The 16,509-nt window shown below is 63.7% G+C and carries 14 protein-coding genes; 10 read left to right on the plus strand and 4 right to left on the minus strand.

Annotated features, from left to right (window positions below; translation table 11 throughout):
* Positions 1-131: 131 nt before the first annotated feature.
* Positions 132-2,120 (minus strand): hypothetical protein, encoded by a 1,989-nt coding sequence (locus tag RSE12_05940; GenBank protein WRH63874.1) that lies wholly within the window; start codon positions 2,118-2,120, stop codon positions 132-134.
* Between the two features lie 900 nt (positions 2,121-3,020).
* Here RSE12_05940 and RSE12_05945 point away from each other — a divergent pair.
* The gene (locus RSE12_05945) at positions 3,021-3,713 is read left to right on the plus strand and encodes a sugar transferase (protein ID WRH63875.1); all 693 of its coding nucleotides are present in this window, start codon (positions 3,021-3,023) and stop codon (positions 3,711-3,713) included.
* A 40-nt stretch (positions 3,714-3,753) separates the two neighbouring features.
* On the opposite strand, the gene RSE12_05950 is transcribed toward RSE12_05945, so the two are convergent.
* Positions 3,754-3,978 (minus strand): hypothetical protein, encoded by a 225-nt coding sequence (locus tag RSE12_05950; protein ID WRH63876.1) that lies wholly within the window; start codon positions 3,976-3,978, stop codon positions 3,754-3,756.
* 589 nt (positions 3,979-4,567) lie between these two features.
* Here RSE12_05950 and RSE12_05955 point away from each other — a divergent pair.
* From RSE12_05955 to RSE12_05985, 7 genes are all read left to right on the plus strand, one after another.
* Positions 4,568-5,650, plus strand: a complete 1,083-nt coding sequence (locus RSE12_05955) for an AAA family ATPase (GenBank protein ID WRH63877.1) — start codon at positions 4,568-4,570, stop codon at positions 5,648-5,650.
* A complete protein-coding gene (locus tag RSE12_05960) occupies positions 5,647-7,200 on the plus strand; it encodes a Wzz/FepE/Etk N-terminal domain-containing protein (protein ID WRH63878.1) in 1,554 nt (517 codons plus the stop codon). The genes RSE12_05955 and RSE12_05960 overlap by 4 nt, the downstream gene beginning before the upstream one ends.
* Before the next feature lie 11 nt (positions 7,201-7,211).
* The gene (locus RSE12_05965) at positions 7,212-8,033 is read left to right on the plus strand and encodes a CpsD/CapB family tyrosine-protein kinase (GenBank protein ID WRH63879.1); all 822 of its coding nucleotides are present in this window, start codon (positions 7,212-7,214) and stop codon (positions 8,031-8,033) included.
* Entirely contained in the window at positions 8,008-9,339 is a 1,332-nt protein-coding gene (locus tag RSE12_05970) for a glycosyltransferase (protein WRH63880.1), read from the plus strand. Before RSE12_05965 ends, RSE12_05970 begins: the two co-directional genes overlap by 26 nt.
* A gap of 125 nt (positions 9,340-9,464) precedes the next feature.
* The gene (locus RSE12_05975; protein ID WRH63881.1) at positions 9,465-10,661 is read left to right on the plus strand and encodes a glycosyltransferase family 4 protein; all 1,197 of its coding nucleotides are present in this window, start codon (positions 9,465-9,467) and stop codon (positions 10,659-10,661) included.
* Positions 10,658-11,638, plus strand: coding sequence for a polysaccharide deacetylase family protein (locus RSE12_05980; protein ID WRH63882.1), 981 nt, complete (start codon positions 10,658-10,660; stop codon positions 11,636-11,638). The genes RSE12_05975 and RSE12_05980 overlap by 4 nt, the downstream gene beginning before the upstream one ends.
* 17 nt (positions 11,639-11,655) lie before the next feature.
* The gene (locus RSE12_05985) at positions 11,656-12,585 is read left to right on the plus strand and encodes an NAD-dependent epimerase/dehydratase family protein (protein WRH63883.1); all 930 of its coding nucleotides are present in this window, start codon (positions 11,656-11,658) and stop codon (positions 12,583-12,585) included.
* A 92-nt stretch (positions 12,586-12,677) separates the two neighbouring features.
* Here the strand turns inward: RSE12_05985 and RSE12_05990 are convergent, their stop codons facing one another.
* The gene (locus RSE12_05990) at positions 12,678-13,604 is read right to left on the minus strand and encodes a hypothetical protein (protein ID WRH63884.1); all 927 of its coding nucleotides are present in this window, start codon (positions 13,602-13,604) and stop codon (positions 12,678-12,680) included.
* A gap of 47 nt (positions 13,605-13,651) precedes the next feature.
* On the opposite strand from RSE12_05990, the gene RSE12_05995 reads away from it, so the two are divergent.
* A complete protein-coding gene (locus tag RSE12_05995; GenBank protein ID WRH63885.1) occupies positions 13,652-14,734 on the plus strand; it encodes a class I SAM-dependent methyltransferase in 1,083 nt (360 codons plus the stop codon).
* Here the strand turns inward: RSE12_05995 and RSE12_06000 are convergent.
* Positions 14,731-15,582, minus strand: coding sequence for a glycosyltransferase family A protein (locus RSE12_06000; GenBank protein ID WRH63886.1), 852 nt, complete (start codon positions 15,580-15,582; stop codon positions 14,731-14,733). The genes RSE12_05995 and RSE12_06000 overlap by 4 nt on opposite strands.
* Positions 15,583-15,715: 133 nt before the next feature.
* Between RSE12_06000 and RSE12_06005 the strand changes: the two genes are divergently transcribed.
* Positions 15,716-16,507: a WecB/TagA/CpsF family glycosyltransferase gene (locus RSE12_06005; GenBank protein ID WRH63887.1), complete on the plus strand. Its 792-nt coding sequence runs from the start codon at positions 15,716-15,718 to the stop codon at positions 16,505-16,507.
* The last annotated feature ends 2 nt before the right edge of the window (positions 16,508-16,509 follow it).

Consider the following 16,509-nt stretch of genomic DNA (forward strand, 5'->3'; position numbering starts at 1 on the left):
GTGAAGGCTGGACGCGGGGCCGTTTCCGGTTTGGCGTAACGGGACTGTCCCGACCCGTGCCGCCTTGACGGCATGGGAGCAAGAACCGGCGTCCCCCGCCGCATCGACACGCGGCCGACGCGGCGGATGTGTCAGTCGAGGGCGCGGATGGTGCCGTCGCCGAAAGCGATGTTTTCGACCTGAACAAGATAGGCGCTGCCCTGCGGGCCGGTGACCCGGTAGCCGGCCCCTTCGGGCGTGACGGTGTAGCGATCTGCCGCCTCGGACAGGGTATAGGTGTCGTTGCCTTCGCCGCCGTTGATGCCATCCTGCCCTGGGCTGGCGATGAAGGTGTCATCCCCCCCCATACCGGCGAAGAAATCTTCTTCATCCGTGCCTGTCATCTGATCGGGGCTTTCGCTGCCGCTTTCGGTGCGGCCTTGCAGGTATTGCGGACCGCCGCCTTCGCCCCACCATGACCCGCCCTCGGCCTGACGTTTGCGCACGAAATCAGAGCGGGGGGTCTTGTCGCGCGAGTGGGACAGGATGCCCCATGAGCCCCAGCGCGACGGAGAGCTGGTTTCGGTGAATTGCATGAACGGGCCTTCGCCGATTTCGCGCCAGCCATCCCAAAGCTGGGCATAGAGCGCGCCCATTTCCGGGCTGCGGACGAAATCGGCAAGGAAGACGCCGAGTTCTTCGGCCTGCGTTTCGGACAGATCGCCGACGGCGAAACTGTGGTGAAGGTGCTGACCACCTTCATAGGCGGTGAAGCGCAGGCCATAGCTGTTGGCCATCGCCTTCTGTTCGGTCAGAGCGCGCATCACGGCGGGGATGGAGTCATCGACCTGCCCTTCTTGCGAGAGCAGTTCGAAGATCCAGGAATAGGCCCGGTCGCCCGTATCGCGCATGCGCTGGTCCAGTTCGGCGCGCAGATCGGGGTTGCCGACGAAGGACACGCCGAAATAGGTGGTGGCGGCCAGTTCTTCGAAGACGGTGGCGGGATCGACATAGGTTTCGGGATCATATTCCTGCCAGCCCGGCGCGATGAGCTGCCGTTCGGCCAGCCAGACATGGCCGGCCTGTGTGCCTAGAACGTTGACCAGCCGCGCGGATGCCTCGTCTCCGAAAACCTCTTCCCAGATCAGCGCAACCTCGGTGGCGCGTTTGGTGTGATAGCTGAAGATGGTTTCCCAATCTTCGGAAACCTCGTCGCCCCATTCGGCAATGGCCTGCGCGCGCAGCCAGTTGAACTGCTCGAACGCGGCGTTCCAGGTTTCGTTCGAATTTTCGACATGGGCTTTCAGGCGCGGGTCGAGATTGTCGCGCACATAGGTGGCGAATTGGCGGACATAGTCGGCGTCGACGGTGTGTGGCATGGTGAACCACGGGTCGGTTCCGGTTTCGTTGGCAAGACGGACCATGAGTTCGACCGGGGCACCGATTTCCGTCCAGGTGGCGTTTTGCGGGCGGGGCCTGTCGGCCCAGCTTACAGCTGTAGCGTGGTTGGTGTTCATCCAATCCATGAAGCGCAATTCGCGGGCATCCTGAACGAGGGCCAGCCAATCAGGATGAAAGACGGCACCTGCCTCGGCCAATGCGACGTGATCGGCGCGTAGGACAGAGATGGCGCGGATATGGTCGCCCGGATCGATGCCGGTGATGTTGAGCCAGAAGCCGGAACCGGTGGGATTTTCAAAGATGATCCGGTTGGGTGCGTTCCGGACGACCTTGGCCGAGCCGCCGATGGTGATGTTCCCGCGGCCCTCATACGTCAGGATATAGAGGCCTTTGCGTTGTTGCGTTCCCAGACTGTCATTCCAGGCCCAGGTGGTGCGGAGCCCTTCGACCCCGTCAGGGATACGGATCGGATAGCCGTCTTCATCAATATAGCCGCCCTCGACCAGCGTCTTGTGATCCAGTGCTTCCCATGTGTCGCCGGAATAGGCGAAGAACGGGCGCATGGTGCGGGCGATGTCCAGAAAGGGCATCGCGGTATCCCAGTCCGACAGGGTTGCAAGGCCCCATGAGACGGTCGGATCGGCCACGCCTGTCGCTTCTTGTGCGGGGGCGGGTGCGGGAAGGAGGCCGGCGCAGAGCAGAACCGCAAGCGAGGCGTGGAGCGGGAGAACGCGCGACATGACCTGTCCTTCGTAACTTTAGTTAATTCTATATCTCTTGTAGCCGATTTCACCGGGAAGGGTCGATTCAGAGTTTTTGGCGCTGTTTGTCCTTTTCGGACATTGGCCCGATATTGGCCGGGCAGGCCCAATTCATTTGAACGGCGGGCCAGTCCCTGCTGGAGATGGCGGGGCGTTTCACGGGTGAAAAGGGCAGGCGGGAATGCAACCCAAAGGTGATCCGCGCCGATGGCTTGCAGTTTTCTGACTTTCGGCGGCCTGCCGCCGACGGCCAAGCCGCCGGGGCATATCTTGTTGGCAGGGGCAAAACGACAGCGACTGGCAGCACGGAAAACCGAATCATTCGGCAGTGGCCCAATAACCGTTGGTTATCATCTTGCGCAATTGATCAACCAGAGAGAGAAATCCATCGGATGCCGCGCCTTGGTTTCGCCAGAATTTCGGCCAAGTTGACGCAGGGAAAAATCGGGTCTGTTCCCAATTTGGCAACGAATAGCCCGAAAACCTTTGAATTATCAGCGATTGCAGGGGGCAATCGAGGCAAAACTATGACCCAAAGGCGGCAAAACCCAAACTTTCGTTTAGACCAAGGTCGAAATTAAGATAGGTTAACAAGTGGGGGCAATGGAACGCGGTCGAACCAAACGACCCGACACTGCAAGTAGGAATGACATGCTGCACAAGGTTCTTTTTCAAGACCAGATGACCGAGCTGCCCGGTCTGCCTGGTGGTCTGCGCCTTCCCGCGCAGCAACGGATTGCGAACACCGGTTAAGGGTCAACGCTGACCCGGTTTGCGGCGCGGTCGCGCTGAAGCCGGTTTTCCAACGCGACCTGCCTGACGGCTTTTGAGCTGGCTGGTCGCGTTACGCCAAAAGATCCGCTGCAGGAGGCTCTGACGATGAGCACACGAATTCACGATGGTCTGACAGATTTCGAACGTCCCGGGACCGCCAAGCAAGTGGCCCGGACGGCCCCGCGCCGCGGTGGGATTTACAGGAACGGCTTCAAGCGGATCCTTGATCTTGTGCTTGTCGTGCTGGCCCTGCCCATCGTTCTGCCGGTGGTCGCAATGCTGGCGCTGATGATCGCACGGGACGGCCATTCGCCGTTCTACCTGCAGGAGCGGGTCGGGCGTGGCGGGAAGGTGTTCAAGCTGTGGAAGCTGCGCACGATGGTGCCCGATGCTAAGGCGCATCTGGAGCAGTACCTGGCCGAGAATGCCGAGGCCCGTCAGGAATGGGACGCCTATCAGAAGCTGACCTGCGATCCGCGGATCACGGTGGTCGGGCATCTGCTGCGCAAGTCGTCGCTGGATGAGTTGCCGCAACTGTGGAACGTGCTGAAAGGCGACATGAGCCTGGTTGGTCCGCGCCCGATGATGACCGAGCAGCGGTCGCTTTATTCCGGCAGCGCGTATTTCAGCCTGCGCCCCGGTCTGACCGGCCTGTGGCAAGTGTCTGACCGCAACGAATCCACCTTTGCCCAGCGCGCGGAATTTGACGCCGCCTATGAGCAGAAGGTGACGTTCCTGACGGATGTGCGGGTGATCTTTGCGACGGTTGGGGTTGTGCTGCGCGGCACGGGGCAGTGATCTGCGCATGCCGGTGGCGGGTCGCTGGGGTATGTGTTGATCAGTGCGGCGCGCGTGCCTGAGCGGCGGAGAGCGGACCGAAGCCTGAGTGGCGCTGACCATTTGATGCACGAAGGCCCAGCAGGATGGCGACGGCGAGCAGCGTGATCATACCCGTGACCGGGTAGGCCAGAAGTGCAACCCAGAAGGGCTGCGACATGGCCAAGGCCGCGACCGAGGCCGCAGCGCCCGAAACCATCGAGATGATCAGCAGTCCGGCCATCATGCAGTGTTTCCCCCTGCGCCACGTGATCCGTATGTCAACACCGTAACCTTTGCGTCGATTCGTGGCAAAAATAGGGCGTCATGTGGGCATTAACCGGCGGGTTTCAGCCAAAGCCGTGCAGGGGCCTGCAAAGGCTGGGAAATTCGGCGGTGACGATCCGCGCCGGGATGCTGTTGGGCGGTGCGCGGTGGGAACTCGCCACCCCCCAGAAGGCCCGGCCCGGTCTTTGTAAGGCCGCGAGGCGGACATGGGATTGACGATGTGACGCCGCATTCTTCCGTTTGAGTGCGGCCAGTTCGCCCTGACAGGGTGAATACGAGCCGAAAGTAGTGTTAACCAGTGTTTAAATTTGCTTGGGTCTTGGCGATTCGGTCCTTAGGGGCCTGATCGCGCGGGCCCGTCATGACTTGAACGGATCACGCCCTGCGCGTGGTGAACTGGATTGAATGCGCATCGTGCTGCCGCTGACTTACATCGTGCTGTGTTGCCCCGTGGACGGTTCGTCGGAACGGGGGGCGTTCTGCACGGCTCCTTGCCGGGACAATGCCGCGATCCGGCGGGATCGGGGCAGGCCATGAGAAAAGCGCGTATGTGGAGTGTGATCCCGGGCCTGAGCCGCTTTGTCGGCCGTGGCTGGACCGATGCCGCCGTGGAAGAAGACGAGCGCAAGGCCGCGCGGGCCGAACCGCCCATGCCCCGCACGCCCACAGCGGAAGAAATCCCGCAACTGCCGACGGTCGGCACCCGCCGCAAGCCGCGCGGGCAGGCGGCGACCCCGCGGGTGGAACCTGCGCCGATGGCCACAGGCAAGAACGTACTTGCGTCGCTGGACATCTATACAGAGCATTTCGGGCTGACCGCGCAGCCCTTTTCCCTGACACCTGACCCCGATTTCCTGTTCTGGTCGCCTGCGCACAAGCGGGCCTATGCCATGCTGGAATACGGGGTGATGACCCATGCGCCCATCACGTTGATCACGGGTGAGGTAGGTGCGGGAAAGACCACGCTTTTGCAGCATCTGCTGCGGTCGCTGGTGCCGGAAGTGCGGGTCGGGCTGGTATCGAACCCCATCGGATCGCGCGAGGAATTGCTGCGTTGGGTGCTGATGTCGCTGGATCTGCCAGCGGTGCCCGAAGATACCTATGTCGACCTGTTTTCGCGGTTCCAGACTTTCGTGATCAGCGAGTATGCCGCCGGTCACCGGGTCATCCTGATCTTTGACGAGGCGCAGAACCTGGACCGGGCCGCGCTGGAAGAGCTGCGGATGTTCACCAACATCAACACCGGGCGCGACGTTCTGTTGCAACTGGTGCTGGTGGGGCAGCCAGAGTTGCGCGATATCGTGGGCCGCAAGGACATGCGCCAGTTCGCCCAGCGGGTGGCGGCCCTGTTCCATCTGCCGGCGATGGATCTGCCCACGATGCGCGATTACATCCAGCACCGCCTGAAAGTGGCGGGACGGACGCGCCGGTTGTTCACCGCGGATGCGGTGACCCTGATCCACGAAAAGACGGGCGGCGTTCCCCGCATGGTGAACCGGCTGTGTGATCTTGCGCTGGTCTATGCCTTTACCGCCGGCCGCAAATCTGTGGACCCGGCCATCATCAATGACGTGTTGCAGGACGGGGCCTTTTTCCCCGTCGACACAGACGACCCCAAGGGTGCGCAATGACGAAGACGTTCGATCTGAGGTTCTACCTTTCGCTGTTGGTGCGGCGGTTGCCCTATGTTGTGGCGATCTTTGTCGTGACAACGATGGTGGGGGTGTTTCTGGCCTATACGCTGCCGCCGGTTTATCGGGCCGAGGCGCGGTTGCTGGTGGAAAGCCCGCAGATCCCCGACGAACTGGCGGCATCAACGGTGCGATCCACCCCGACAGAGGTGCTGATCGCCATTCAGCAGCGCATCATGACCAGCGCCAACCTTCTGGAACTGTCGCGGACGTTCGACATCTATGCCGAGGCGCCTGAGATGCCCGATGACGCACGGGTGGCCGACATGCGCGACCGGATCGCCATGGCAATGCCGCCGATGGAATTGCGGACGGGCGTGGTCACGGTGTCGTTCGATGCGCCCGATCCGGTGAAATCGGCGGCGGTGACGAATGCGCTTGTCGATCAGATCCTGCGGCAGAACGTGGAACTGCGGACCGGCGCTTCGGGCGGGACGCTGGATTTCTTTCAGCAAGAGGTCGAGCGGCTGAGCAGTGAGATTGCGTTTCAGAATGCGCGCATTCTGGAATTCGAACAGGACAATCGCGACTCGTTGCCTGAGAGCCTTGAATATCGCCGGACGCGGCAATCTGCGCAACAGGAGCGGCTGTTGCAGGTGGATCGTGAATTGGCCGGTCTGCGCGACCGCCGCCAGCGGCTGGAAGACCTTTATGACCGAACCGGTCGGGTCGGGTCGTCGCTGGAGGACATGTCGCCGGAACAGGCCCGGCTGGAGGAGTTGCGGCAGGAACTGGCTTCGGCGCTGGTGCTTTATGCGCCGCAGAACCCGCGTGTGCGGGCGTTGCAGACGCAGGTGGCCGCGCTGGAGGAAGCAGTGCGTCAGCAACTGGGCGGCGGCACCGGTGAAGGGGCGCTGACCACCTTTGATTTGCAAGTGACCGATATCGACGGGCAGATCGCTTTTATGGCAGAACAGAAGCGGTTGCTGGAAGAGGAACTGGTCGAGATCCAGCAATCCATCGAAGCGACGCCGGAGAATGCCATCGTACTGGGCGAACTGCGGAGCGATTTCGAGAACCTGCGCGTGCAGTATGATCAGGCGGTCCAGAGCCTTGCCGATGCGCGGATGGGGGACCGGATCGAGGTGACATCGCGCGGGCAGCGGATCATCGTGGTGGATCCGGCAGTGCAGCCGTCGGAACCGGCCGCGCCAAACCGTAACCTGATCGTGGCGGCGGGCTTTGGTGCTGGGGGTGTGCTGACGCTAGTGATGCTGTTCCTGATGGACCTGCTGAACCGCACGGTGCGCCGCCCGGCGGAACTCGTCGGTGCGCTGGGCATCACGCCGTTCGGGACGATCCCCTATATCGAGACGGAAGACGAGCATCGCAGCCAGCGGATGCGGTTGATCGCGGGAACGGTGGTCGCGGTGATCTGCCTGCCGGTGATGCTGTATCTGTTCAGCCTGTTTCTGACATCCGGCGCGGATCCCGTCGCCTCTGCCGTTGCAACCCCGGGCCTGACGCAGGCCGGGCAGCCCGAGAATTGAGGTAATCCATCATGGAGCGTATCCAGTCTGCAATCGCCAAGGGCCGCGCCGCACGCCAGCAGGGAACGTCGCTGACGGTGCCACTGTCGCAACCGCCGGCCACACAGGACACGGGCGTGATCGCGGCATGGTCGGCGCTGCCGGCGGCCGTAATTGATCAGCGGCATTTCGAGATGGTCCGGATCGTGGCGCATCAGCCCGGCAATCAGGCCACGGCCTATGATTTGATGCGGACCAATCTGATGCGGCATCTGCGCGAACAGAACTGGACGCGGGTGGCCGTCACCTCGCCCGGGGGGGCCTGTGGCAAGACGACGACCTGCGTCAACCTGGCCTTCAGCCTGGCGCGGCAATCGGAATTGCGGGTGCTGGTGCTGGAGATGGACCTGCGCCGCCCTGCAATGATGAAGACGCTGGGGCTGGAAGGCGGGGCGCGGATGGCTGCGGTGCTGGCCGGAACCGAACCGCCCGAGCGTGGGTTGGTGCGGTTCGGAACGAACCTGGCCTTTGGGGTGAGTTCTGCGCCGGTGGCCAACCCGGCAGAGCTGCTGTCATCAACGCAGGCGGCGGCGGCGGTCGATGCGATCGAGGAACGCTACAAGCCGGATGTGATCCTGTTCGACATGCCGCCCTTGCTGGTGATCGACGACACGATGGCCTTTCTGGACCAGATCGACTGCGCGCTGATGGTGGCGGCGAGCGAGAAGACCACGGTGTCTGAGATTGACCGCGCCGGCAAGGAATTGGCGGATCACACGACGGTGCTGGGCGTTGTTCTGAACAAGTGCCGGTTCATGGGCGATCAGGATGGCTATAGCTATGCCGGGTATTGATGCGTTCGTCCCTGCGCAGCACGATGAAGCCGTGCACGTCCACCGGGCTGCGCAAGCTGTCGGAGATGGCGCAAGGTCGGATACGCTGCTGATCTATGTGTCGGTTCCACTGCATCAGGTTGACGGCGAGTTCTTTCTTGAAAATCAGGCCTGCAACGGCCTGCGCCTTTGGGCGGACAATTTCCGGCGGCTGATCGTCGTGATCCCGGTTGCCGATGGCCCGCCACCGGCAGCCTGGGTTCCGCTTTATGCCGAAGTGGGCGCGGCGATGGAGCGGATCGAGATCGTCACCGTTCCCGAAGCCTATCGGCCTGACCGTTTCCTGCGCGCCTTGCCGGGCAATGTGCCCAAGCTGCGCGATGCGATCCAGCGCGCGGATTATCTGGGGTTTGCCATTGGCGGGCTGTTCGGGGATTGGGGTTCGGTGAGCGCGTATCTGGCGCATCGTATGGGGCTGCCCTTTTACGTCTGGACTGACCGTGTTGAATCCCAAGTCGTGCTGCAAAGCACGCGGTCCGGGCCGTGGAAGCGCTGGTTGCAGGCGCGTCTGTATTACTGGCCGATGGTCTGGCTGGAGCGCTATCTGATCCGCCGTGCAGAGCTTGGCCTGTTTCACGGGCGCGAGACGTTTGAAACCTATGCGCCGTGGAGCCGCAATCCGCAGGTGGTGCATGACATCCATATCCGCAAGTCCGACCATATTTCGCCAGAGCGGTTGAACGCAAAGGTGGATGCGGCGACGGCGGGGCCCCTGAAGATCTGCTATATGGGCCGGGCCGATGCGATGAAGGGGCCGCAGGATTGGCTGGCCGTGCTGGAAGGTCTGGCACGCAAAGGCATCGCATTCGAGGCATCTTGGCTGGGCGAAGGCAGCGAGCTTGAGGCGATGCGCGCCCGGATCGAAAAAGGGCCGCTGGCCGGACGGGTGAGCCTGCCCGGATTTGTGCGGGATCGCGGGGCGATCCTGGAAGCGTTGCGTGACGCGCATGTCATGCTGTTCTGCCACAAGACCCCGGAATCGCCGCGCTGCCTGATCGAGGCATTGATGAGCGGCACGCCGATCGTGGGGTACGAAAGCGCCTTTCCAAAGGATCTGATCGCCGAAAACGGCGGCGGGCGTCTGGTTGCACGAAATGATGTGCCTGCCCTGACAGAAGCGATGGCAGCCCTTGCAGGCAATCGCGGAGATCTGGCCGATCTTGTCCGGCGCGCGGCACGCGACGGCGAACAGTTTGATGATGAAACGGTGTTCCACCATCGGGCCGAGCTGATCCGCACGCATCTGACGCGGGCGCGGGGCGACTGAACATGGCCAATTTGTGGGGTTTTTCTTTGGGTCAACGGATGCTGCGGCGGGATTGACGGGAGAGTATTTTGACAATTGATCCTCGCCCCCAAGCCCCGAGCAAGGGTCCGGATGGCGCGCTTCGCGTGGCTTATCTGGTCAACCAGTACCCCAAGGTGAGCCATACCTTTATCCGGCGTGAGATATTGGCGCTGGAGCGGCAGGGGGTGACGGTCCTGCGGTTTTCGATCCGGGGCTGGGATGCCGAAGTGGTTGACCCGCTGGATCATGCCGAAAAGGCGCAGACGCGTTATGTGCTGAAGGATGGGCTTGGCCCGTTGGCGGCGGCGGTGGTGACGAATGTGCTGCGCCGACCGGGGGCGGTGTGGACGGCTCTGAAGGCGGCGCTGGCGATGTCGCGCCGGTCGGTCCGGTCCTGGCCTTATCACCTGATCTGGCTGGCCCATGCCTGCCGGTTGCGGCTGTGGTTGGAGGGCGAAAATGTCAGCCACCTGCACGCCCATTTCGGCACCAATTCGGCGGATGTGGCGCATCTGCTCTGCCTGTTGGGGGGGCCAAGCTACAGTTTCACGGTGCATGGGGCGGACGAATCCGACAATGCGCGCGTGCTGTCTTTCCCGCGCAAGACGGCGGCGGCGCGGTTCGTGGTGACGGTCAGCAGCTATACCCGCGCGCAATTGATGCGGGTTCTTCCGGCGGTGGACTGGCCGAAGCTGAAGGTGGTGCATTGCGGGCTGGATGAAGGGTTCTTTGCCGAGACCCCGGCGGAATTGCCCGCCGAGCCGGTGCTGCTGTGCATCGGGCGGCTTTGTGCGGAAAAGGGGCATCTGACCCTGCTTGAAGCCTTTGCCAAGCTGGACCGTCCCGGCGTGAAGCTGGTCTTTGCTGGGGATGGCGAGTTTCGCGCGTTGATCGAGGCGCGCATCCGTGACCTGCGGCTGGAAGGCCGGGTGCAGATCACCGGCTGGATCGGCAGCGACGAAGTGCGCCGCCTGATCACGCAGGCCACGATCGTGGTGCAGCCCAGCCTGATGGAGGGCCTGCCTGTCGTGCTGATGGAGGCGATGGCGCAGGGGCGGGCGGTGATATCCACCTATATCGCCGGGATCCCGGAACTGGTCGAGGCGGGGCGGACCGGCTGGCTGGTGCCGGCGGGCGAGATCGAGAGTCTGGCCGCCGCGATGGACAGCGCGCTGTCCATGCCGCATGCGCGGCTGGATGAGATGGGACGGGCGGGCATGGCCCGGGCGCGGGCGCGGCATCACATCGACACCGAGGCTGCGAAGCTGGCCGCGTTGTTTGCCGAGGGACAGAAGGCGTGACGGCGGTGCTGAAGCGGTTGGCGCGGGGGGCGCTGGGATCGCCGCCGCTGCGCGGTGTGCTTCGGGCAAGGGCCCTGTCGGACGATCCGGTGACGGTGCTGTGCTATCACACGCTGGGGCCGGATCAGGGCGGGCCGGATGCCTGGACCGTGCTGCGGGCGGCGGATTTCCGGGCACATCTGGCGATGCTGGCCGAAGGGTATGAGATCATCTCGCTGGATCAGGCGCTGGCCGATGGGCCGGGGCGGGCTGGCGGTGGGCGACCGCGCGCGGTGCTGACATTTGACGATGGCGAGGCGGGGCTGTTTCGCCATTTGTTGCCGATGCTGGATGAGCTGCGTGTGCCGGTGCTGGTTTATGTGGCCACGGCGCAGATCGAAAGCGGGCAGCCCTATTGGTTTGACCGGGTGATGGGCGCGCTGGGGATTGCCGCGCATCACGTGACGGTGCCGGGGCTTGGGGAATGGGACCTGCCTGCGGCGCCGGGCAATGCGCGCTGGGCGGTGCTGGGCGGGTTGCTAGAAGCGATGAAGACGGTCGATCCGGCGCGGCGCGAGGCCCTGACGGATGGGATTGTGGCCGCGCATCCGCTGCCTGCCGGGCGCGCACCGTTGGCGCCGCTGACGCGGGCGGAACTGGATGCCCTGGCAGCAAGCCCCTGGGTGACGATCGGGGCGCACAGTCATTGCCACAACCTGCTGGATCAGTTGGCCGTGGCGGAAGCGGCGGCCAGCATGGCGCGGTCGCGCGATCTACTGCGCGACTGGACGGGGCAAGCGGTGGCGCATTTCGCATGGCCCAACGGCAACCACACGGCGGCCTTGCGGGCGCAGGCGACGGCGCTGGGTTTTGTAACGGCGACGGCGCTGGATGGTGGGTTGTGGCGGCAGGGGGCGGATCTGTTTGCGCTGCCGCGCGTGGCGGTAGGACGGCATGATGACGCAGCGCGGTTGCGCCTGCGGATGATCGGGATTTGAAAGCGGGGCGCAGGGGCATGGCGGATTTTCTGATCACAGGGGGATGCGGGTTCATCGGATCGCATCTGGCGGATGCCCTGCTGGCGCGGGGCGACGGGGTGGTGGTGCTGGACAACCTGTCCACCGGCAAGCGGGCCAATCTTTCGCCCGAGGTGCGGGTGATCGAGGGGGACGTTTCCGATCGCGAAGCGGTAGCGCGGGCAATAGCGGGCTGTGCGGGGGTGTTTCATCTGGCAGGCATCGCGTCGGTTGCCTATTGCAATGAGCATTGGCGCGAAGGGCATCTGACCAACCAGACCGGAACGGTGACTGTGTTCGAGGCGGCGGCGCGGGCGGGGCGGGTGCCGGTTGTGTACACCTCATCCGCGGCGATCTATGGCGATGCCGGGTCGGGGGCGGTGGATGAGACGCGCGCCCCGCGCCCGCAAACGGCCTATGGCGTGGACAAGCTGGGATCGGAACTGCATGGCCGGATTGCCATGAGCGTGCATGGCGTGCCGACCGTGGGGCTGCGACCTTTCAACATCTATGGGCCGCGGCAAGACCCGTCATCGGCCTATTCGGGTGTGATCTCGATCTTCAACAACCGGTTGGCGCAAGGGCTGCCGGTGACGGTGTTTGGCGACGGGATGCAGACACGGGATTTCGTGTTCGTCGCCGATGTGGTGCGGTTCCTGCTGGCCGGGATGGCGCGGGCGCCAGAGGCGGCAGGAGGGGCGGCGGGACAGGTGTTCAACATCTGCACCGGGCGGACGACCACGCTGATGGGGTTGATCGAGACGCTGGCGCGGCTGCATGGCGTGCAGGCGGTGGTGCAACATGCCGAGCCGCGGGTCGGGGATATCCGGGAATCGCTGGGCAATCCGGCGCGGGCGCGGGATGTGCTGGGCGTGACGGCCGATATGCGGCTGGAAGACGGGTTGGCGCGGCTGATCGCTGGCGTCTGATATCGCACCGCCTCCGGTGGCGTTAGCTTGCGGCGGCGCGGCCTTTTGATCAGGCCGCGCCGCGCAAGAGGCCGCCGCAACGGCGTGCCGGATCAGTTTGCAGGGACGCCGGAGCGATCGTAGCCGGTGGCGACTTCCCAGGCGATCTGCTTGAAATAGCGGGCCTGTTCTGACGACAGCGTGTCGCCGGGAACGACCAGACGATCCGGAATTTCACGCGGGTTGCGCTGGTAGATCACGGCATAGACCAGCGTGGTAATGGCATATTGGCCGATTTCGTTGGGGTGGATGTCGTCGGCGAAGATATCACCGATGGACTCTAAACCGGGCGCGACACCGGCCTGTATGTCATCATAGATCCGCATCATCATGCGGTGGCCGGGGATCATGTAGATCGGCGGCATGCCTTCGGGGCGGTTCGCGTTGGCGTGGTCCTGCATCCGTTCCCAGCGCGCGCCGTCAATCTCCAGCCGTTCACGGAAAGGGACATCGGGTTCGGGGTCATATTCGGGCGGCGTGCCGGAATGCTGCCAGAAGGTCCAGGTGGAATAGAGCATCAGTTCGGCACCCTTGCCGCCGTTGCCTTTTTCCCAAGTGTTGGCGACCCATTGATCAAGGACGTCGAGCGTGTCCTTTTGAAAATAGGCATCGTTGTTGGTGAAGGGGACACCTTCGGTGATGACCAGAAGTTCGAAATCGTCGATGTTCTGGCGGGCATCGGGGTATTCGGTCGGGTTGTTCCAGCGCCAGTGCAAGGGCGATCCGGGAATGTTTGACCGCATGATCGTGTCATAGGGGCGCGAACCACGCACCTTTTCAGTCGCCAGAATAAGACGACCGGGCCAAGGGTTGGAGCCGTAGATATCCGAAAGGCTGTGGCCGCTGTGGATTTGCCGGACGGTGACAGGGCTTGCTTCGCGCGGCGGCATCCGTTCCTGAGCGAATAATGTCGAGGAGGTGAACACCGCCATTACAACCGCTGCGATGCCGCAGCCAATCCGCCCCTGAATACCCGTCAACACGTTCGAATCCCCATCCAACTTTGCCCAGCGCTTGCTGCCTCTGCATGCCCGCGCGTTCCAATGGAATGGTGGCGAGCCGTGTCGATGCGAACGCTCAAGAAGCGACCTTTGTTTCGTTAACAAAGGTTTGCGTTGGGGGCGCGAAGTTCAATACCCTGCCGCGCATTTTTGGGTGCAACATTTTGCTTTGTGCAGACCCCAAGCGACCTTACAACCTTAATGATTGTGTTTTTGGGGGTCAGATGGAGTTAGCTCGTACCGACCTGATGCAGGTGCGTACGCTTTTGCACGAAAGTGATCCGCTGACGATGGCGGTGTATTTGAAGGCGCTTCAGGAAGGACAAGCCGATGTTTCGGTGGCGGCGCAAACGCGGCAGAAAGCAGAGCGTCTGGGCTGGGTCTATGCAGATCGCGCGGCGCTGACTCCGATAGGCTGGTTTGCGGCGGATTCGTTGCGCGAATACTTTTTCTGGCGTGAACGGGCGCGAAAGTTGCCCTTTGCCGATGCCATTCCCGAAGTGATCCACGAAACATTGGCCGGGCGGCATGTTCTGGAGATCGGCAGCGGCAGCGGGATGAATCTGATGTCGCTTGCGCATGTCACCAAATCGGTCACCGGGCTGGAGCCGGTTCCCATCTATCGCCAGATTGGCGGCGTTCTGGCCGAGGTGGAAGGCCTGAGCCATGTTGTGGCGCGAGATGGGCGTGCCGAGGCGCTGCCGTTTGAAGCAGAGCAATTTGACACGGTGCTGTGCGTATCGGCGCATCAGTATTTCGACATGGTACCCGCCTTTCGCGAAATTGCCCGCGTCTTGCGGCCCGGCGGTGAAGTCGTGCTGATCAGCGGTACATGGAGCCGCTATCTGCTGGGGTCGGCCCATCAGGTGCTGACCGGGCTGTCGGCGGCGAAGAACTATGTCGTCACGGTCGTGAACACGGCGAGTTACATGGCGATGCGGCGCAAGATTCTGGTGCGGCCGAGCAAATGGACCACCGCCTATCCCATCTATCCGGCCCGCTGGGCCATTGTGGGCCTGCTGCGCGAGGCGGGTCTGACGATGGTGGGGCCACCGGAACGGCGGGCCGGGGAAACCATCTTTCGTGCGCGGAAGGTGACGCGCGGTTAACGCCCGCGAGTCCAGTTTGTCGACGCAGGGCGCAGGCGCACGGCGATATGGACGGCAAGATAAACCGCAAGGCCCGGCGGATCAGTCAGCGCGAGGCGCAGGAGATCGGACCGGGTGAGGGGGGCCTTTGCCTCATTCTTCAGGAGGGCGGGATAGAGGCGCGCAATCTCGGCCACGCCGGCATCTTGGCGGCGGCGGACGCGGACCAGATTGGCGAACCCTTCGACCATGGGCCAGTGATAGTGTGCAGGCACCTCGATCCGTTCGGCTGGGGTGAAGTGCAGGCGGGCGAAGGTATCGTCCGAGATGATCGCGGGCCAATTTCCCCAGCGGGCGCGCCCGGCGCGGTTCATCGCGAACAGACCTGCGCCAACCGCCCCGCTTTTAACAAAGGGCAGGCGGGTCCAGATGCGGGCATAGGCGCGGGTGATCGGTGAGGCGGCCCGCGCAACTGAGAGGGTTCCGGTAGCATAGCGGGGGGCGGGGGTGTCGAGTGCGGCGGCAAGTTGGGCGAGCAGCGGCGGGTCACAGACAACATCGGCATCCAGATAGGCAAGCGCGCGGCCCCGTGCCACGCCTTCGCCCGCCGCAAGCGCGCCGAGTTTGCCTCCCTGCGCCAAATCCAGCACCTCAAGCCGCCAGCCACGGGCGGCAAAGGCGGTGGCATGGGCCCGGGCGCGGGCGACAGTCGCATCGGTGCAGGCATTGGCCGCGACGATCACCTCGACCGGGCCGGTGGCCACGTCCTGCTGTGCCAGAAGGCCGCGAAGGCAGGTGTCGATATAGGCCTCTTCGTTGCGGGCAGCGATGACAACGCTGAGGGCGGGTTCGGCAGCGGTTTCGGTCATCGGCATTCCACGGATCAAGGCTGGGGGCACAGCAGAGGTATCAGGCCGGGCGCGACAAGCGCTGCTGTCTGGACAAGCAGCGCGGAGTCGGCCAAGCAATTAGGTAACGAGTGTAAATATCACGCAGGACATCATGGCAAGCAATGCGCCGTCAGGGCGACCCCGGGCAGATGAACTGGCGGGGGCGGGTGTGCTGAGGTTGGTGGACGTGCCGACGGCAGCCGCCTTGCTGGCCGACATGGGCGAAAGGCTGGATCGCGGGCAGGGTTTTGCTGTGGCGACGCTGAACCTTGATCACATCGTGAAGCTGCGGCGCGAGCCGCTGTTCCGCCGCGCCTATGCGGCGCAAACGCATGTGGTGGCGGATGGCAATCCGGTGGTCTGGCTGTCGCATCTGGCGGGGCGGGGCGATGTCCAACTGGTGCCGGGATCGGAATTGATCACGCCGGTGGTGGCGTTGGCGGCGGCGAAGGGTGTGACCATCGCCCTGTTCGGATCGACTGAACCGGTGCTGCGCGCGGCGGCGGCGCGGCTGGAAGCGGATCATCCGGGGTTGAAGGTTGCGGCCTGCATCGCGCCGCCGATGGGGTTTGACCCGGAAAGCGCGGCGGCGGATGCGCTGTTGGACCAGGTGGCGGCGTCGGGCGCGCGCATTTGCCTGTTGGCGCTGGGCGCGCCCAAGCAGGAGGTTCTGGCAGCGCGCGGTGTTGCGCGGCATCCGGGGGTGGGCTTCCTGTCGATCGGGGCGGGGCTGGATTTCATCGTCGGGCACCAGACGCGGGCGCCACTGTGGGTGCGGCGGATCGCGATGGAATGGCTGTGGCGGATGCTGAGCAATCCGCGCCGGTTGGCGAAGCGCTATTTCGACTGTGCGGTGGTTCTGCCGGGGCTGGCGCTGGCGGCGCGCCGTCAGGGCCGGGGGTGAGG

Source organism: Fuscovulum sp. (assembly GCA_035192965.1).
Classification (GTDB): Bacteria; Pseudomonadota; Alphaproteobacteria; order Rhodobacterales; family Rhodobacteraceae; genus Paragemmobacter.